The sequence below is a fragment of the Paraburkholderia caledonica NBRC 102488 genome (genome assembly GCF_000685095.1).
Classification (GTDB): Bacteria; Pseudomonadota; Gammaproteobacteria; order Burkholderiales; family Burkholderiaceae; genus Paraburkholderia; species Paraburkholderia caledonica.
The window spans coordinates 689156-706835 of the sequence record NZ_BAYE01000001.1 but is presented as its reverse complement, the minus strand read 5'-3'; the positions used below and the strand labels follow the sequence as shown (position 1 = coordinate 706835).

At 63.8% G+C, this 17680-nt stretch carries 11 protein-coding genes; 6 read left to right on the top strand and 5 right to left on the bottom strand.

The window, feature by feature from the left end; all coding sequences use genetic code 11:
- Positions 1–4: 4 nt before the first annotated feature.
- Positions 5–4342 carry a translocation/assembly module TamB domain-containing protein gene (locus BCA01S_RS03240; RefSeq protein ID WP_027775674.1) on the top strand — a complete coding sequence of 1446 codons (4338 nt, stop codon included), beginning with the start codon at positions 5–7 and terminating at the stop codon, positions 4340–4342.
- A 150-nt stretch (positions 4343–4492) separates the two neighbouring features.
- Here BCA01S_RS03240 and metG read toward each other — a convergent pair whose 3' ends face one another.
- Both metG and BCA01S_RS03230 read right to left on the bottom strand, forming a co-directional pair.
- The gene (gene metG, locus BCA01S_RS03235; protein ID WP_027775673.1) at positions 4493–6631 is read right to left on the bottom strand and encodes a methionine--tRNA ligase; all 2139 of its coding nucleotides are present in this window, start codon (positions 6629–6631) and stop codon (positions 4493–4495) included.
- A gap of 395 nt (positions 6632–7026) precedes the next feature.
- Positions 7027–7680: a YiaD family glycine zipper/OmpA-like lipoprotein gene (locus tag BCA01S_RS03230; RefSeq protein WP_027775672.1), complete on the bottom strand. Its 654-nt coding sequence runs from the start codon at positions 7678–7680 to the stop codon at positions 7027–7029.
- A gap of 399 nt (positions 7681–8079) precedes the next feature.
- Here BCA01S_RS03230 and apbC point away from each other — a divergent pair, with 399 nt between their 5' ends.
- From apbC to BCA01S_RS03205, 5 genes are all read left to right on the top strand, one after another.
- The gene (gene apbC / locus BCA01S_RS03225) at positions 8080–9168 is read left to right on the top strand and encodes an iron-sulfur cluster carrier protein ApbC (RefSeq protein ID WP_027775671.1); all 1089 of its coding nucleotides are present in this window, start codon (positions 8080–8082) and stop codon (positions 9166–9168) included.
- A 130-nt stretch (positions 9169–9298) separates the two neighbouring features.
- Positions 9299–9832, top strand: coding sequence for a superoxide dismutase family protein (locus BCA01S_RS03220; protein ID WP_020065186.1), 534 nt, complete (start codon positions 9299–9301; stop codon positions 9830–9832).
- A gap of 331 nt (positions 9833–10163) precedes the next feature.
- Positions 10164–10733, top strand: a complete 570-nt coding sequence (dcd, locus tag BCA01S_RS03215) for a dCTP deaminase (RefSeq protein WP_006048517.1) — start codon at positions 10164–10166, stop codon at positions 10731–10733.
- Between the two features lie 87 nt (positions 10734–10820).
- Positions 10821–13106 (top strand): arginine/lysine/ornithine decarboxylase, encoded by a 2286-nt coding sequence (locus BCA01S_RS03210; protein WP_020065187.1) that lies wholly within the window; start codon positions 10821–10823, stop codon positions 13104–13106.
- A gap of 92 nt (positions 13107–13198) precedes the next feature.
- Entirely contained in the window at positions 13199–13879 is a 681-nt protein-coding gene (locus BCA01S_RS03205; RefSeq protein WP_244145918.1) for a lysozyme inhibitor LprI family protein, read from the top strand.
- A gap of 36 nt (positions 13880–13915) precedes the next feature.
- Here BCA01S_RS03205 and BCA01S_RS03200 read toward each other — a convergent pair whose 3' ends face one another.
- From BCA01S_RS03200 to pgl, 3 genes are all read right to left on the bottom strand, one after another.
- Entirely contained in the window at positions 13916–14842 is a 927-nt protein-coding gene (locus BCA01S_RS03200) for a bestrophin family protein (RefSeq protein ID WP_027775669.1), read from the bottom strand.
- 171 nt (positions 14843–15013) lie between these two features.
- Positions 15014–16930, bottom strand: coding sequence for a bifunctional transcriptional regulator/glucokinase (locus BCA01S_RS03195; protein ID WP_027775668.1), 1917 nt, complete (start codon positions 16928–16930; stop codon positions 15014–15016).
- The gene (gene pgl, locus BCA01S_RS03190; protein WP_027775667.1) at positions 16908–17654 is read right to left on the bottom strand and encodes a 6-phosphogluconolactonase; all 747 of its coding nucleotides are present in this window, start codon (positions 17652–17654) and stop codon (positions 16908–16910) included. Before pgl ends, BCA01S_RS03195 begins: the two co-directional genes overlap by 23 nt.
- Positions 17655–17680: the final 26 nt, after the last annotated feature.

Here is a 17680-nt window from a genome sequence, read left to right as displayed (position 1 = left end):
ACGCATGACGACGGACGTTTCCGCCCAACCTCCCGTGCAGCCGCCCGGCAACCCGCCGTCGGGCGCTGAACCGCCCGGCACGCCGGAACCGCCGCCGGCGAAGCGTCGCCGCGCTGGCCGCCTGCTGTTGAAAACGCTCGCCGCGTTGGTCGTGGTGCTGGTGTTGGTTGTCGCGTTGGCGCTTGGCCTGCTGTACGGCGCGCTCACCACCGAACGCGGCACCGCCTATGCATGGCAGGCGGCGGTCAAGCTGCTGGGCGGCAAGCTGAGCGGCACGCTGGAAAGCGGAGCGCTCGCGAACGGCGTCCGGCTGCGCGAAGTGCGCTGGCGCGCGCTGGACGGCAGCGGCACCGACATCCAGATCGACCGTGTGTCGGGCCGTTGGGCGCTCATGCGCGAGCCGTGGCGTTTCACCATCGACTATCTGCACGTGGGCACCGTGGACGCGCGCATCGGCGCCTCGTCGTCGAGCAGCAGCGAGCCGCTGAAGCTCCCGCAAGATCTGCGCTTGCCGATGCAGCTGGAAATCCGCGATGTGCAAGTGGACAAGCTGTTACTGCACCAGGGCACGTCGACAACCGAGTTTTCCCACTTCGCTTTCCATGGACGCAGCGACGGGCGTCACCACGAGGCCGCAGTCGAGCGGCTCGATACGCCGTTCGGCGCGGTGACGGCGTCTGCAAAGCTCGACGGCGTGCGGCCGTTTCCACTGACCGGCGACGTGGGTTATTCGGGCAAGGTCAACGACGAAGCCGTGCAGATAGGCGGGCATCTGAGCGGCACGCTGGCCAATCTCGTCGCCGAACTCGACGCGAGCGGCATGAAGCTCGCCGGCCACGCGCAAGTCGAGGCGACGCCGTTCGGCGAGGTGCCGCTCAAACGCGCCACGTTGACGTTCGACCACGTCAATCCGCAGGCGTTTGCGCCGGGCGCGCCGCTCGCCGATCTCGCCGTGAGGGCGGAACTGCAGCCGGTGGGGCAGGAGGCGGGCGAGGTTGGGGCGGCCGCGGCCGGTGGGGCCAGTGGGGCCAGCGTGACGACTTCGCTGAACTCCGCGCAACGTCCGACCGCAGGACATCCCGCAAGCGCCAGCGAGGCGCGCACGGCCGGCAAGAGCGCCGCCGGTTTGACAGTCGCGGGCCATGTCTCCATTGTCAATGCGCGTCCCGGCGCGATCGATCAACACCTGCTGCCGCTCATCGACGCCAATGCCGACGTGCGCCTCGACGCCAGCGCGCAGCGTATTTCGAATCTCGCCGTGCGCCTCGTGAAGAGCGCCACGCTGACCGGCAGCGGCGCGCTGAGCGGCAAGCGCGGCCAGTTCGACCTGCAGGTCGCCAGTCTCGACCTGAACGCGCTTCAGGCGACGGTGCGGCCCACGCAGTTGTCCGGCCCGATCGCTATCCGGCTCAACGACGACATCCAAACCGTCACGCTCGATCTGGCCGATCCCAAAGCGGCGCTGCGCGCGCAGGGCAAACTGACCATGGACCCCGCGCGGCTCAGCTTCAACGACGTGCGTATCACGTCGGGCAAAGGCCGCATCGATCTGTCCGGCGCCCTCAAGCACGACGCGAATTCCAGCTACAACCTGAAGGCGCAACTCACCGATTTCGATCCGTTGACGCTGGCCTCGCAAATGCCGTCCCGCGCGCCAGTCAATGGACCTGCCGTGCCGCAGAGCGAGGCGAAGAGCCGGCTGTCCGCGCAGGCCGCGGCGCAAGCCGGCAGCACGGCCGGCGCCAAAAGCGCAGCTCCGGCCGACAAGGCTGCGGCGGCCGTGAAGAACACCGGCAAGGCCGTCGTCAAGAAAGAGGTGATCGAGCGCAAGACGCCCGCGCCGAAGCGCGCTGCGCCGCCAGCGCGCAAGATCGAGGCGAAGGTCAACGGCACGCTGTCCGCGACCGGCATGCTGGCGCCCGTTTTCACGACCAAAGCCGAGTTCAAGCTGGGTCCCAGCGTCTACGACGGCCTGCCGCTGACCGGCGGCGGCACGGTGCAACTTGCGGGCTCGCGGATTTTGCCGAGCCACGCGAACCTTTCGGTGGCTGGCAACCAGGTCGATCTGCAAGGCAGCTTCGGCGCACGCGGCGACCGCTTGCGCTTTCATATCGACGCACCGGCGCTCGAGCGCCTCGGCTTCGGCCTCGCCGGGCTCGTCGCCGCCGACGGCGACCTCACCGGCTCGTTCGAGCATCCGAACGTGGTGCTGAACTACAAGGCCGACAGCGTTGTGTTGAGCAGCAACCGCATCGGCCATGCAGAAGGTCATGCCGAACTGCGCGACGGTGCGAACGGCGCGCTCGTCTTCACGACAGACGCGCGCAACGTAAGCGCTGGCGGCGTCGATCTCGCCACGCTCACCGCGCGTCTGACCGGCACGCGCGCCAGTCACTCGCTCGAAGCCGCGGCTACCGGCAAGCTGCAGGATCGCCCCCTGGATCTGACGCTGGCGGCCAACGGCAAGCTCACCGAGGCGCGCGACGGCACGCGCTGGGACGGCACGGTGACGCGTGTGCAAAACCGCGGCACGCCCGCGTTGAATCTCGAGTCGCCGCTTGCCGTGAGCGCCGGGCCGCGCCGCCTGACGCTCGGCGCGACACGGCTCACACTCGAAGGCGCGGTGTTGAGCCTGAAGTCGTTCTCTTTCGACCACGGCAAGGTTCAGTCGGCGGGCAGCCTGACTGGCATTTCGGTGGCGCGGCTGCAGGACTTGCGGCGCGAGATCACCGGCACGCCGCCGGCCGTCAAGACCGATCTGATATTCGACGGCGACTGGGACTTCGCGCTCGGCACCACGGCAAGCGGCCATATCCAGTTGCGGCGCCGCAGCGGCGACGTCACGGTCGAGATCGGCCGCGGGCTGGCGTCGCTCGGTATTTCGGATATCGCCGCGCGCGCCGAGTTCAGCGGTGGCAATCGTCTGAACGCGACGGTGCGTGCGCAGGCGAGCCGCATCGGCGTGATCGACGCCGACGCGCACACCACGCTGGTTGAGCGCGACGGCTTTCTGAGCGTCAACGAAGAGGGCGCGCTTACCGGCAATGTCGACGCCAATGTGCCGTCGCTGAAAACGACCGGCGGGTTGTTCGGGCCGAGCTATCTGCTCGACGGCCACCTGGCATTGAAGCTCGCGCTTGGCGGCACCGTCGCCAAGCCTAACCTGACGGGTTCGCTGCTCGGCGACGGGCTTTCCGCCACGCTGGTCGACCAGGGCGTGCAGTTGAAGGACGGCGTAGTACGGGTCGCGCTGTCGCACAATCTCGTCGACTTCCAACAGGTCGAATTTCACGGCGCGAGCGGGACGTTGCGCGCGACCGGCCGGGTGCGTCTGGACGGCGCGGAACCGGACCTGACTGCAAGCATCGTCGCGGACAAACTCGAACTTTTTGCGGCGCCGGATCGTAATCTGTCGCTGACGGGCAGCGCGAGCGTCGCCAACGCGGGCGCGCAGGGCGGCATGGCGATCAACGGCAAGTTTACCGTCGACCACGCGCTGTTCGACATGCCGGAGCAATCCGCGCCCAAGCTCGGCGACGACGTGGTGGTTGTACGCCCGGACGGCACGGTGGCGGGAGAGCGGCCGCGACCGGTGCCGGGCAGCAACAAGCCGATCGGTCCGTTTGCACCGCGTGCGAATATCGACATCAACCTGGGCAACAACTTCCGTTTTCGCGGACAAGGGGCCGACCTCGGCCTGACCGGCACCATCACGGCGATGAGCGCGCCGAACCTGCCGCTGCGCGCGGTCGGCAACGTGCGCGTGACGCAGGGCTCCACGTACACCGCGTTCGGCCGCAAGCTCAACATTGAAAACGGCTTCTTCACGTTCAACGGACCGGTCGCCAACCCCGGCATCAATATTCTGGCGATGCGTCGCAATCAGCAGGTGGAGGCGGGCGTCTCGGTTACGGGCACCGTGAACTTTCCGGTCGCGAAGCTCGTGTCAGAGCCGAACGTGCCGGATAACGAAAAGCTCTCGTGGCTGCTCTTTGGCCATGGCACCGATCAGGGCAACAACCTCGGCCAGCAGAGCACGATGACGACCGCGCTGGCGTTGCTCGGCAGCGCGAGCGGCAAGCGGATCGCGCAGACTTTCGGTCTCGACGAGTTTTCGATTGGCCGCAGCGAAGTCGGATTGACCGACCCGCAAGTCGTGATGGTGTCGAAGGCGATCAACGAATGGCTCGTGATCGGCTATGAGCAGGGCTTGCAGTCGGCGAGCAACGCGGTCAAGGCGACCGTCAACCTGACGCGCTACTGGTCCGTCGCGGCCTATGGCGGCACATTCGACGGGATCGAGCTGCTATACACGCGGCGCTATGACCGCATCAAGTGGTGATCTGCTTTTGGCCACTCTTGCTGTCTTGAGGAGCGCAATGCGCCGCACATGAAAATGCAGGCAAAATAACGGCACGCCTTTTACAGCGTGCCGTTTTGCCTGTTGCAGCTACCCGTGTTGCGGGTGTGTGCGTACGTGTGCGCTTGCGCGTTACTTCACACGCATGCCCGGCTTGGCGCCGCTGTGCGGCTCGAGCACGTAGAGGCCAGGTTCGGCTTTCTCGTCGGTCGCCGACGCCGCCAGCACCATGCCTTCCGACAGGCCGAACTTCATCTTGCGCGGCGCGAGGTTCGCGACCATCACCGTTAGCTTGCCGATTAGCTGCTCCGGCTGATACGCGGACTTGATGCCGGAAAATACGTTGCGCGTTTTCTCCTCGCCGACGTCCAGCGTGAGTTGCAACAGCTTGTCCGAACCTTCGACCGCCTTGCAGTCGACGATCTTTGCGACACGCAGATCGATCTTCGCGAAGTCGTCGATGGAGATGACTTCGGGCGTGTCGTCCTTGTCCGCGGCGGCAGTCTTTGCGGCCTTCGACTTCGCCTTCGCGTCCGCGGCCGGCGCACCCGCTTCCGGCGTGGCTTGCAGCGAGTCGCGATTGGCTGCCAGCAAGGCTTCGATCTGCTTGGGGTCGACGCGCGTCATCAAATGCTTGTACGCGTTGATCGGACGCGCCGAACTGAGCGGTACATTCGCGTCGGCCCACACGAGCGGCTCGATACCGAGGAACGCTTCAACCGCTTCCGCGAGCTTCGGCAGCACGGGCTTGAGCGCAAGCGACAGCAGACGGAACGCCTCGATGCTCACGCTGCAGGTTTCGTGCAGCGCGACGGCATTGGCCGGGTCTTTCGCCTGATCCCAAGGTTTGGCCGTGTCGACGTAGGCGTTCACCGCATCGGCCAGTTCCATGGTCTGACGCAGCGCGCGGTTGTACTCGCGAGCTTCGTAGTTCGCGGCGATCTGCGGTACGGCGGCGCGCAGCGACGCGAGCAGCGGGTGCTGCATCGCGCTGTCCTGCACGCGGCCGTCGAAGCGCTTGATCAGGAAGCCGGCGGCGCGGCTCGCAATGTTCACGTACTTGCCGACCAGATCGCTGTTCACGCGCGCCTGGAAGTCGTCGAGATTGAGGTCGAGGTCTTCCATCGTGCTGTTCAGCTTGGCCGCGAAGTAGTAGCGCAGCCATTCCGGGTTCAGGCCGGTGTCGATCACGCTTTGCGCGGTGATGAAAGTGCCGCGCGACTTCGACATTTTCGCGCCGTCTACCGTCAGGAAGCCGTGCGCGAACACGTTGGTCGGCGTGCGGTGGCCCGAAAATTCGAGCATGGCCGGCCAGAACAACGTGTGGAAATACAGAATGTCTTTGCCGATAAAGTGATACTGCTCGGCCTTCGAGCCCGGGCGAACCCACGCGTCGAAGTCCAGTCCGCGCTTCTGGGCGAGGTTCTTGAAGCTCGCGTAGTAGCCGACCGGCGCATCCAGCCACACGTAGAAGTATTTGCCCGGCGCGCCCGGAATTTCGAAGCCGAAATACGGCGCGTCGCGCGAAATATCCCAGTCGGCGAGCTTCGCTTCGCCGGCGTCGCCCAGCCACTCGCGCATCTTGTTGGTCGCTTCCGGCTGGGCGAGGCCGCCCACCCACGCGCGCAGGAAATTCTCGCAGCGCGAATCGGACAGGCGGAAGAAGTAATGCGTCGATGTCTTGCGAATCGGTGTGGCGCCCGACACTACCGAGTACGGTTTGACGAGCTCGGTAGGCTGATAGGTCGAGCCGCACACTTCGCAGCTGTCGCCGTACTGATCTTTCGCGCCGCACTTCGGGCATTCACCCTTGATGAAGCGGTCCGGCAGGAACATTTCCTTGACCGGGTCATACGCCTGTTCGATATCGCGGGCGTCGATCAGACCCGCTTCCTTCAGCGCGAGATAGACGTTCTCACTCAGGACGCGGTTCTCTTCGGAATCGGTCGAATAATAGTTGTCGAACGAGATGCCGAAGCTGTCGAAGTCGCGCTTGTGCTCCTGCCAGACGCGGTCGATCAGCTGCTTCGGCGTCAAACCTTCCAGTTCCGCGCGCAGCATGACCGGCGTGCCGTGTGTGTCGTCGGCGCCCACGTAATAGACCTCGTGCCCGTGCATTCGCAGCGTGCGGACCCAGATGTCCGTCTGGATATATTCAACCAGATGGCCAATATGGATTTGCCCGTTCGCATAAGGAAGGGCCGACGTGACGAGAACCTGGCGGCGGGCCGACGGCGCGCCTGCAGTGAGATCGGTTGCGGGTGCTGACATAAGGATGGTGGGAGCCTGCGGTGGGACGAAAGGTCGATTCTAGCAGGGCAAGCGCCCGCGGGCATGGGCCGCGCGGGCGCGCAGTATGCCGCGCTGCCTCGGGCATTGCGAAAAGCGAGCGCCCAAAAAAAACCGGGGCGATTAACCCCGGAGCAACAACGACAAGAGGAGAATGGTGACGCGGCGGCTTCGCCAGCCACGTACCGTAAAGACAGACAGCGGAATTTCAGGAGAGTTCGAATTTTTTTCGTCCTCGCGAGAGATTTTCCTTGCTGACTTTTTACAGCCTGCTCAGCATCAGGCTGCCGGCCTCCGGATAACCGAATCGGAGACGCAGATCAGCCCGGTGCTGCGAATCTCCGGCCCCAATTCCCCTGCTCAATCGTGCATTGCTGTTATTGCGTGGTGTGCTGAGCCGTGGCGCGCAGATAGATTTCCACGCGACGGTTTGCTGCACGGCCGGCTTCGGTGTTGTTGTCGGCGATCGGTTGGTTCTGGCCCATGCCTTGTGCCGACAAACGCTGCGGCGCGACGCCGCGTTGCGCCAGAAAGCCGGTTACGCTTTGCGCGCGGTTGACCGACAGCGTCTGGTTATAAGCCGGCTGACCCGTGCTGTCCGTGTGGCCGACCACTTGGGCGATCACTTCCGGGTTCTGCTGCAGCGTTTGAGTCAGCTGATCCAGCACCGGCGCGAACGACGGCTTGATCGCATAGCTGTTCGTGTCGAACGTGACGGAGCTCGGAATGTTCAGCTTGAGCGAGCCGTCCGGCTGCTCGGTGATCTGCGTGCCCGTGCCCTTGGTGGCGCCCGACAGCTTGTTGTGAATGGATTGCCAGTTGTAGCCGGTGATGCCGCCCACCGCTGCGCCGACGCCGGCGCCAATCGCCGCGCCCTTGCCGCCGCCGAAAATTGCGCCCAGCGCCGCGCCGGTGCCGGCGCCTACGCCCGTACCCACCGCCGTGTTAGTGCCCTGCTGGCTGGCGCAACCTGCGAGCAGGGAGCCCGAAACGGCGAGAATGGCCAGGCGAGTCGTGATTTTTGCATTCATTTTTGATTCCTTTCGAGTAAAGCGAATGACGCGATAAAGCGCGCGAGTAACGCGCGCGGGTGAAGCGTCCGTGGCGCTAGAGCCTGCGTGGCGAACGTCACGGCACCAGAACAGATTGCTCGACAGTGCGAACAACCCAAAGGGACACGCAAGCCAGGCGGAAAACCCCGCGCGTTCTTCAGTCCCGGTCCGACAATGAAGAAGGGTCTTCCGGCAGCGCTCGACGTGAGCCACTACAATAAAGCCTGGCACGCAGCGATGCGGCCCCACGGCGTCCGCCGGCCCAAAGGGTGCCCGGCACGCCTGGTTTTCGCAATGCTGTCTAACAATTTCTTGCAATTCCGGCGCGTGGCCGAAGCTTCGATTGCGCCGCGCCGCAGGTGTTCCCTTGGAGTGTCAATGAGTATCGATCGGGCTTTGGTCGACGCTGCCCTCGCAGCCGTCACTGACCCCAACACCGGCCGGCCGTATGCCGCAGCCAGGAACATTAAGAACGTAGCCGTGGAGGGTGACACGGTTAACGTCGCGGTGGTACTCGGCTATCCGGCCATGCGCCAGTTCGAGGCCATCCGCAAGCAGTTCGCCGACGCGTTGCAGGCCGTGCCGGGCGTGGCACAGACGCACATTCAGTTGTCGCAGGAAATCGCGGCGCATACGGTGCAGCGCGGCGTGAAACTCTTGCCGAATGTTAAAAATATCGTGGCCGTGGCGTCGGGCAAGGGTGGCGTCGGCAAGAGCACGACCGCCGTTAACCTCGCGCTGGCGCTGGCTAGCGAGGGCGCGTCGGTCGGCATACTCGACGCCGATATCTACGGACCCTCGCTGCCGCTGATGCTGGGCATCGAAGGGCGCCCCGAATCGCCGGACGAAAAGACCATGAACCCGATGACGGGCCACGGTCTGCAGGCCAACTCCATCGGCTTTCTGATCGAGCAGGACAACCCGATGGTGTGGCGCGGCCCGATGGCCACGTCGGCGCTCGAACAGCTGCTGCGGCAGACCAACTGGCGCGATCTCGATTACCTGATCGTCGATATGCCGCCGGGCACCGGGGACATCCAGTTGACGCTCTCGCAGCGCGTGCCCGTGACCGGCGCGGTGATCGTCACCACGCCGCAGGACATTGCTCTGCTCGACGCCCGCAAGGGCCTGAAAATGTTCGAGAAAGTCGGCATCCCGATTCTCGGCATCGTCGAGAATATGGCCATGCATATCTGCTCGAATTGTGGCCATGAAGAGCATATCTTCGGCTCGGGAGGCGGCGAGCGCATGGGCAAGGAATATGGCGTCGACGTGCTCGGCAGCCTGCCGCTCGACATTGCGATCCGCGAGCAGGCCGACTCCGGCCGGCCTACTGTAGTGGCCGATCCGCAAGGGCGCATTGCGGAGATTTACCGCACGATCGCGCGCAAGGTCGCGGTTCACATCGCCGAGCGCGCCCGCGACATGACCTCCAGGTTTCCCAACATCGTCGTGCAGAACACCTGACGAGCCCTTCAAACGACGGGCGAAAGGGGGCCGGGGGCGTCTATTCGCGCCTGGTCTCGCGGTATCATGTCGACTTCACAGGTTCGGCTCGGCAACCGCAGGGGCGGCCGCCAGCCGGCACGAGGATCGCATGGGAAAACGAATCGACTGGCAGGCGGTGCATGCTTTCATCGTCCTGACTGCCAGCAGTATGCTGTTATGCGGGTGCAGCGCTTTCCTGAGACCACAGGAGAAGCGCGCCGACGCGCAGTTGCTGCCCACCGTGGGCAATCAGGCGCGCGGCCTCGTTACGTTCATCGAGCGCTCGGACGGCGTGCAGGTTACCTACAATCTCGCGGGCTTGCCGCCTAACAGCGATCACGCGCTTCAGGTTCACGAGCGCGGCGACTGCAACGCAACCGACGGTTCCAGTGCCGGCCAGGTGTTCTCGCCGGCTGCCGAGCGTCTGAAGGCGGGTGCGCGCGTCGAAGGCGATCTCGGCAACATTCATGCGGACGCGAACGGCGTGGCAACCGGCTTCATCGTCGCCCCGGACGTCTCGCTCGACGGTATCCGTTCGGTTCTGCAACGCGCGGTGCTGCTGCATCACGACGCAACCGATCCCTACGCGTATCCGCAGCATGGCGCGGGTCCCGCACTCGCTTGCGGTTTGATCCGCCAATGACGGATCACCGCCTGGTTGCCCTGTTGCCCCTGCCTGTGGCCCGGCCTGAAGCTGCTGAAATGTGGACGAAAGCGGCCCAAAGCAGACCCCGGCGGCTCGCTGCCGCTCATCAGTGGCGCGCATGTGCGGCAGCATCCTCCTGATCGCGTAAAATAAGCGCCTTTCGCCGCGGCGGCCGGCGTCATCGCCAATACGGCCCCGGGGCAGCTTCTTGCGGAGCGCACCGGCGAAACCCGGCCCTGAAAGTGGGACAACCGGCCGCAACGTGCCCGGCACGCGCCGGGTTGTTATCCGTCACACACCTGTTATTCACGTCGAGCAGCGTTCACCTATGACCATCAAATCCGACAAGTGGATCCGGCGCATGGCCGAGTCGCACAAAATGATCGAGCCGTTCGTGCCCGATCAGGTTCGCGTCTCCGAAGACGGCCGGAAGATCGTCAGTTACGGCACATCGAGCTACGGCTACGACATTCGCTGCGCCGACGAATTCAAGATCTTCACGAACATCAACTCGACCATTGTCGATCCAAAAAATTTCGATGAGAAATCGTTCGTGGACTTCAAAGGCGACGTCTGCATCATCCCGCCTAATTCGTTCGCGCTCGCCCGCACCGTCGAGTACTTCCGCATTCCGCGCTCGGTACTGACCGTGTGTCTCGGCAAATCCACTTACGCGCGCTGCGGCATCATCGTGAACGTCACGCCGTTCGAGCCGGAATGGGAAGGTCACGTCACGCTCGAATTCTCGAATACGACACCTTTGCCTGCGAAAATCTATGCGAACGAAGGCGTCGCCCAGGTGCTGTTTTTCGAAAGCGACGAGATTTGTGAAACGTCGTACGCGGATCGCGGCGGCAAATATCAAGGTCAGCACGGGGTCACGTTGCCGAAGACGTGACGTCGGCGGCGCATTGACCCACCAGGTACACAGGGTGACCGCTGCAATCTATCCAGTGCAGCGGTCGTTCTTTTTGGAGAATCGCCCATGAAGTTCCGTTTTCCCGTCGTCATCATCGACGAAGATTTCCGCTCCGAGAACATCTCGGGTTCCGGCATCCGGGCTTTGGCCGAAGCAATCGAGAAAGAAGGCGCGGAAGTGCTCGGGTTGACGAGCTACGGCGATCTGACTTCGTTCGCGCAGCAGTCGAGCCGCGCGTCGTGCTTCATCCTTTCGATCGACGACGACGAGCTGCTGCCCTACGTCGAAAACGTCGTGGTTGAAGGAGAAACGCCGGAACTCGCGGCGGCCATCGTCGCGCTGCGCGCGTTCGTGACGGAAGTGCGCCGCCGCAACGCGGACATTCCGATCTTCCTGTACGGCGAAACGCGTACGTCTCGCCACTTGCCGAACGACATCCTGCGCGAACTGCACGGCTTCATCCATATGTTCGAGGACACGCCGGAGTTCGTCGCGCGCCATATCATCCGCGAGACCAAGGTTTATCTGGACTCGCTCGCGCCGCCGTTCTTCAAGGAGCTGGTGCAGTACGCGGACGAAGGCTCGTACTCGTGGCACTGTCCCGGCCACTCCGGGGGCGTTGCGTTTCTGAAGAGCCCGCTCGGCCAGATGTTCCATCAGTTCTTCGGCGAAAACATGCTGCGCGCGGACGTCTGCAACGCCGTGGACGAACTCGGGCAACTGCTCGATCACACCGGCCCCGTTGCGGCTTCGGAGCGCAACGCGGCGCGCATCTTCAGCGCAGACCATGTGTTCTTCGTGACCAACGGCACGTCGACCTCGAACAAGATCGTCTGGCACGGCACGGTCGCGCCGGGCGATATCGTGCTGGTCGACCGCAACTGCCACAAGTCGATCCTTCACGCGATCACGATGACCGGCGCGATTCCGGTGTTCCTCACGCCGACGCGCAACAACTTCGGCATCATCGGCCCGATTCCGCGGTCGGAATTCGAGCCGGAAAACATCCGCAGAAAGATCGAGGCGAATCCGTTCGCACGCGAAGCGCTGGCGAAAAATCCCGACCTGAAGCCGCGCATTCTGACGATCACGCAAAGCACGTATGACGGCGTGATTTACAACGTCGAGATGATCAAGGAAATGTTGGGCGAGTGGCTGGACACGCTTCACTTCGACGAAGCGTGGCTGCCGCATGCCGAATTCCACGAGTTCTATCAGGACATGCATGCGATCGGCGCGGGCCGCCCGCGCATCGGCGCAATGGTCTTTGCCACGCACTCCACGCACAAGCTGCTGGCCGGCATTTCGCAGGCGTCGCAGATCGTCGTGCAGGATTCGAAGAACAGCCGCTTCGACAAGCACCGCTTCAACGAGGCGTATCTGATGCATACGTCGACGAGCCCGCAATACGCGATCATCGCGTCGTGCGACGTGGCGGCGGCCATGATGGAAGCGCCCGGCGGCACCGCTCTCGTCGAAGAGTCGATTGCGGAAGCGCTGGACTTCCGCCGCGCGATGACCAAGGTCGATACGGAATACGGCGACGACTGGTTCTTCAAGGTCTGGGGCCCGGACCAGTTCGCCGACGAAGGCATCGGTTCGCGCGAAGACTGGATGCTTCGCCCGAACGATTCGTGGCACGGTTTCGGACCGCTTGCCGAAGGCTTCAACATGCTCGATCCGATCAAGGCGACCATCGTCACGCCGGGTCTGGACATGGACGGCGGTTTCGGTGAGACGGGCATTCCGGCCGCGATCGTGACGAAGTACCTCGCCGAGCACGGCATCATCGTCGAGAAGACCGGGCTGTATTCGTTCTTCATCATGTTCACGATCGGCATCACGAAGGGCCGCTGGAATTCGATGGTGACCGAGCTCCAGCAGTTCAAGGACGACTACGACAACAACCAGCCGCTATGGCGCGTGTTGCCGGACTTCGTCGCGCTGCATCCGACTTATGAGCGTGTCGGTTTGCGCGACCTGTGCCAGCAGATCCACAGCGTCTACCGCGCGAACGACATTGCGCGTCTCACGACCGAGATGTACCTGTCGAGCATGGAGCCGGCGATGAAGCCGTCCGACGCGTTCGCGAAACTCGCGCACCGTGAGATCGACCGCGTACCCATCGACGAACTTGAAGGCCGCGTCACGTCGATTCTGTTGACGCCGTACCCGCCGGGCATTCCGCTGCTGATTCCGGGCGAGCGCTTTAACAAGACCATCGTCAACTATCTGCGATTCGCGCGGGAATTCAACGAGCGTTTCCCGGGTTTCCACACGGACATTCACGGACTCGTCGGCGAGATGATCAACGGACGCATCGAATATTTCGTCGATTGCGTGCGCGTCTGACAATGCGCTTCATGACGTTCCTCGGAAGCAACCGAGGCCGGCGACGCGAGTCGCGTGCGCCGGCTTGGGTGCTAGCTGCACAGGGCGCGCTGATGCGCACGTTGACATGCGCGCTGCTGCTCGGCGTCGCGCCGCTCGCCGCGCGTGCGGAAGTCGCCGCAGCCGATCCGATCGATGCGGCGATGCGCACGTGTCTGGCGCGCAGCGATATGTCGTCAACGATGGGGCAGGTGCAGTGCATGGAAACTGCGCGCATCGGCTGGAAGACCGCTATGGACAACGCATGGCAGCAGTTGCAGCCGGAGTTGCCGCCGGCGCGGCGCAAGCAGTGGCAAAAGAGTCAGGCAAGCTGGCAGGCTTCGCGCGATGCCGAAACGCAACTGCTCGCGGCGGTATTCGCCACCACGCGCGGCACGATGTACGTGCTTGCCGAAGCCGATATGCAATTGCAGCCGGTGCGTGACCGGGCCCTCGCGCTGCGCAGCGCGGTAGCGAAGGCGAGTGCGGGTGGCGGCGATCCTCCGGGCCGTCTGCGCGCTTGTCGTGCGGACGCGCGCTGCGAACACGCGATGTTCGACCTGAATCGCTACTATCGCCGTCTGCAGGCAAAGATGCCGGCGCGCTCGCGTCCCACGCTGACGCGCGCACAAAAGGCGTGGACCGCGTACCTGAATGCGACGACGCCGGTCGTCGACGAGCGCGGCCGCATCGACGTCATTGGTGCGCGTGTGGCGACGCTCAAGCGTTTGTCGGAAACAGTCGGCAACGACTAGACCTGCGAGCAGACAGGCGCTGCTTCATCGGGACGCTCAGGTTAGCACGTAGCTTTCGGCTTGCGGGTCGGGCAGCGCGACCGCGGGTTCGCCGCGCATATCGCGCAGTGCGTCTTCAATGATGAAAGACATGGTACTCAGCGCAAGGTCGTTGTCGTCGGTGCCGAACGGCTCCTCGATTTGCGACGCGATCGCTTCGTGCGCCATGAACGTGTACGCGACGAACACCGCGAACACCGGCGTGAAAATGCCAATGCTGTCGACGAGTCCAAACGGCAACGACGCGCAGAAAAAGTACACCGTGCGGTGAATCATCACCGAATAGGCAAACGGCAACGGCGTCGACGCGATGCGCTCGCACCCGCCGATCACATCCGACAAGCCATTCAGATTCCGGTCGAACGCTAGTACGGCCATCGGATCAATTGAGCCCTTTTGCGCCTCGCGCTGCACCCATTCGCCAAGAACCAGCATCAACGTTGCCGGTTTGTAGCGCGATGTCATAACGCGTTCGAACAGCGCAGGCGGCAGGCGTGCGGCGAGGTCCTCGCGCGGATCGCTCCTGCGAAGCTGATGGCGCAGTGCATGCGGCAACGCGCCCAACGCGGCGCAAAACTCGGCCAGGTTTTCTTCCGGCAACTGCGTCGTTCGCAAGGTGAGCGCCTGGCGAGTAAGTGAACGCGCGTCGTTCAACAATTGGCCCCAAAGCTTGCGCGCTTCCCACCAGCGGTCATAGCTGGCGTTGTTTCGAAAGCCGAGAAACACCGCGAGAGCGATGCCGACGAGCGAAAACGGCGCAGTCGTGTTGAGGTTCAGCGTGATGGGCAGCAGATGATCGTGCGCTGCGACCGCAACGACCGAGATCGCGAAAATCAGGAAGAGCCGGGGAAGCAACTGCGGAAGCACCGAGCCGCGCCAGGCGAGCAGCATGCGGAACCAATGGAGATGCGGACGGATGATCATCGGTGTGCTTTGCCGTGAGCGATGGAGTTTCTATTATCGCTTGTTGTTCGAGTCGCGCCATTGAAGCGCGTACTCGCACAGGCAATGCTTCAGTCCGCATTCCAGAAGTCGGGCGAAGGCCACGGCATACCGTGACCTTCAGACGGACATCAATCGGACATCAATCCGGCATCAATCCCGCGCCGATGAAGCCGCGCCGTGACTGAGCCAGTCGAGCACTGCGGTGGCGTCGTCGTCGGCGCCTTGACGTGCTTTCGCCACCGTCTCCGCAACGTCTGCGCTCGGCACTGCGCGGCGAATTGCCACGCCGACCGCGAGAATGTCGATCATCACCAGATGCAGAATTCGCGAAATCATCGAGAGTTGCGACTCGCGAATTTCAATGTGATCGGTTTCGAGCGCGACCGTCGCGCGCTTGGCAAGCGGCGTGTTGCTCGACGTAATCGCGATCACCTTCGCGCCTGCCTGCATTGCGACGTCGAGCACGCGCAGCAGCTCGGGCGCGCGGCCCGACTTCGACACGGCGACGATCACGTCGCCCTTGCCGAGCAACGCAGCAGAAGCGGCCTGCATATACAGATCGCCGTATGCAATGGTCGGAATGCCGAAGCGGAAGAACTTGTAGTGCGCGTCCTGCGCGACGATGTTCGAATTGCCGAGTCCATAGAACTCGATGCGCCGCGCGCCGTTCAACAGATCGATCGCGCGTTCGACCTGGTCGAAGTTCAGATGCTCGCGCAATTGCAGAATGGCCGACACGGTGTTGTCGAGGACCTTCGCGCCGAAGTCCGTTGCCGTATCGCCGAGATGCACCTGGCTGTGGCTCACCGGAATGGTGCCGGTCAAGCCCGTCGCAAGCTTCAGCTTGAAGTCCGACAAGCCCTGACAACCAAGCGAGCGGCAGAAGCGGATCACGGTCGGCTGACTGACGTCGGCCTTGCGGGCAATGTCGACAATCGGGTCGTTGATGATCGAGCGCGGATGGTTCAGCGCGAGATCGGCGACGCGGCGCTCGGCCGGCGTCAGCGCGTCGCGCATCTGCCGGATCCGTTCGAATACCGCCGACGAACTGCCGCCCGCGCGATTCGACAACTGCTCGGCGAGGATCGCGGACACGCCGAGAAACGCCGGATATTCCGCGGTGATCACGTAAGTCGGCACGTTTTTCAAATACGCCTCGAAGCGGCCTTTCGCCTCGAAGCGTTTGCGAAACGACGAGCGCGCGAAGAACTCTCCGAGCCGCGGGACGACCCCGCCGCCGATATAGATGCCGCCGAGCGCGCCGAGCGTCACCGCGATATTGCCCGCAAACGTGCCGAGTATGCCGCAGAACACGTCGATGGATTCAGCCGCAAGCGGCTCGCCTTCCAACGCGCGTTTGACGATCTCGACGGTGTCGACGTTTGCCGCTACGCGCTTCTTGTCGCGGCCCGCCAGCGCACGGTAAATGACTTCGATGCCGGGCCCCGCGGCCACGCGTTCGAACGACACATGCGACCATTTCTTGCGCGCGTACTGCAGCACGATGTCTTCGCGCTCGTCGGCCGGCGCGAATGTGGCGTGACCGCCTTCGCTGCCGAGCGCGATCCAGCGGTCGTCGGCAGGAATCAGGCCCGACACGCCCATGCCGGTGCCCGGACCGAGCAGGCCGATCACGCTGTTCGGACGGCGCGTGCCGCCGCCGACCTGCACGCGTTGCGCATCCGTCAGGCCGGGCAGGGCCATGGCGAGCGCGGTGAAGTCGTTCACGACGAGCAGCGTGTCGAAACCGAGGGCACGGCGCGTGGCTTCGATCGAAAAGCTCCAGTCGTGATTCGTCATGCTGACCTGATCGCCGTCGACCGGGTTCGCAATCGCGATCGCCGCGTGATTCACGCGGCCGATCTTCGTGTCCTTCAGGTACTTCTTGATAACTTCAGCGACGCCGGGGTAATCCGCGCACGGGTAGACGTGCACCGAGCCGATCTCGCCCGGTCCGGTTTCCAGCGCAAAGCGCGCATTCGTGCCGCCGATGTCGGCCAGCAGCCTCGGTCCATCGGCGTGCTGGCCCGCGCCCGGAACAGCCTTAGTTTGCACACCAGTAGACATCGAGTCTCACTCCCTTGTCGTTCGCCAACTGCGAGATGGCATTTTTTTGTAGCGAAGATGCGGCGGCGTTCAGCACGTCCATCTTGCGCGGTCCGGCAATCAGCAAAAACAGATGCTTCACTTCCTTGAGCGCGGAGAGCGACCAGCTCACGCGTGCATGCGGCGCGCTGCCGGGATGCACGGCGACGAAGCGCTCAGTCGTGCTGATGGCGTGATCCCATTCAGGCGCATCGGCGAAGATCGACGCGGTGTGGCCGTCTTCGCCCATGCCGAGGATCGCGACGTCGGGCACGCTGGCGAAACGCGCGTCGGCGTTCAGCGCGGCGACATGCGCGTGCAGATCCTGCGAGGTGTCGACGAGCGGCCAGAACGTCGCGTTCCTCGCGGCGTTCTGCAGCAACGTGGCGTGCACCAGTTGCGAGTTGCTCGCGCTGTCCGTCTCGGGCACCCAGCGATCGTCGACCAGTGTCACCGCAATGTGCGGCCAGTCGAAGCTTTGAGTGGATAACGTCTGCAGGAAAGGGCGCGGACTGCTGCCGCCAGACACGGCGAGCAGGGCCGGGCGCACGCCGGCTGTGGACGTACCGGCTGTGGACGCGCCGGATATACCGGCGTCTGACGTCGCCGTCTGTGCGGCCAGCGATGCATGCAACGCGTCGCCTACGGCCTTCGCCAACGCGTCGGATTGGGCGCGTTGATCGTCGAAAGCGTGAAGCTCGATCACTTCTCCTCCGTGCTGCTTTTTTGTTA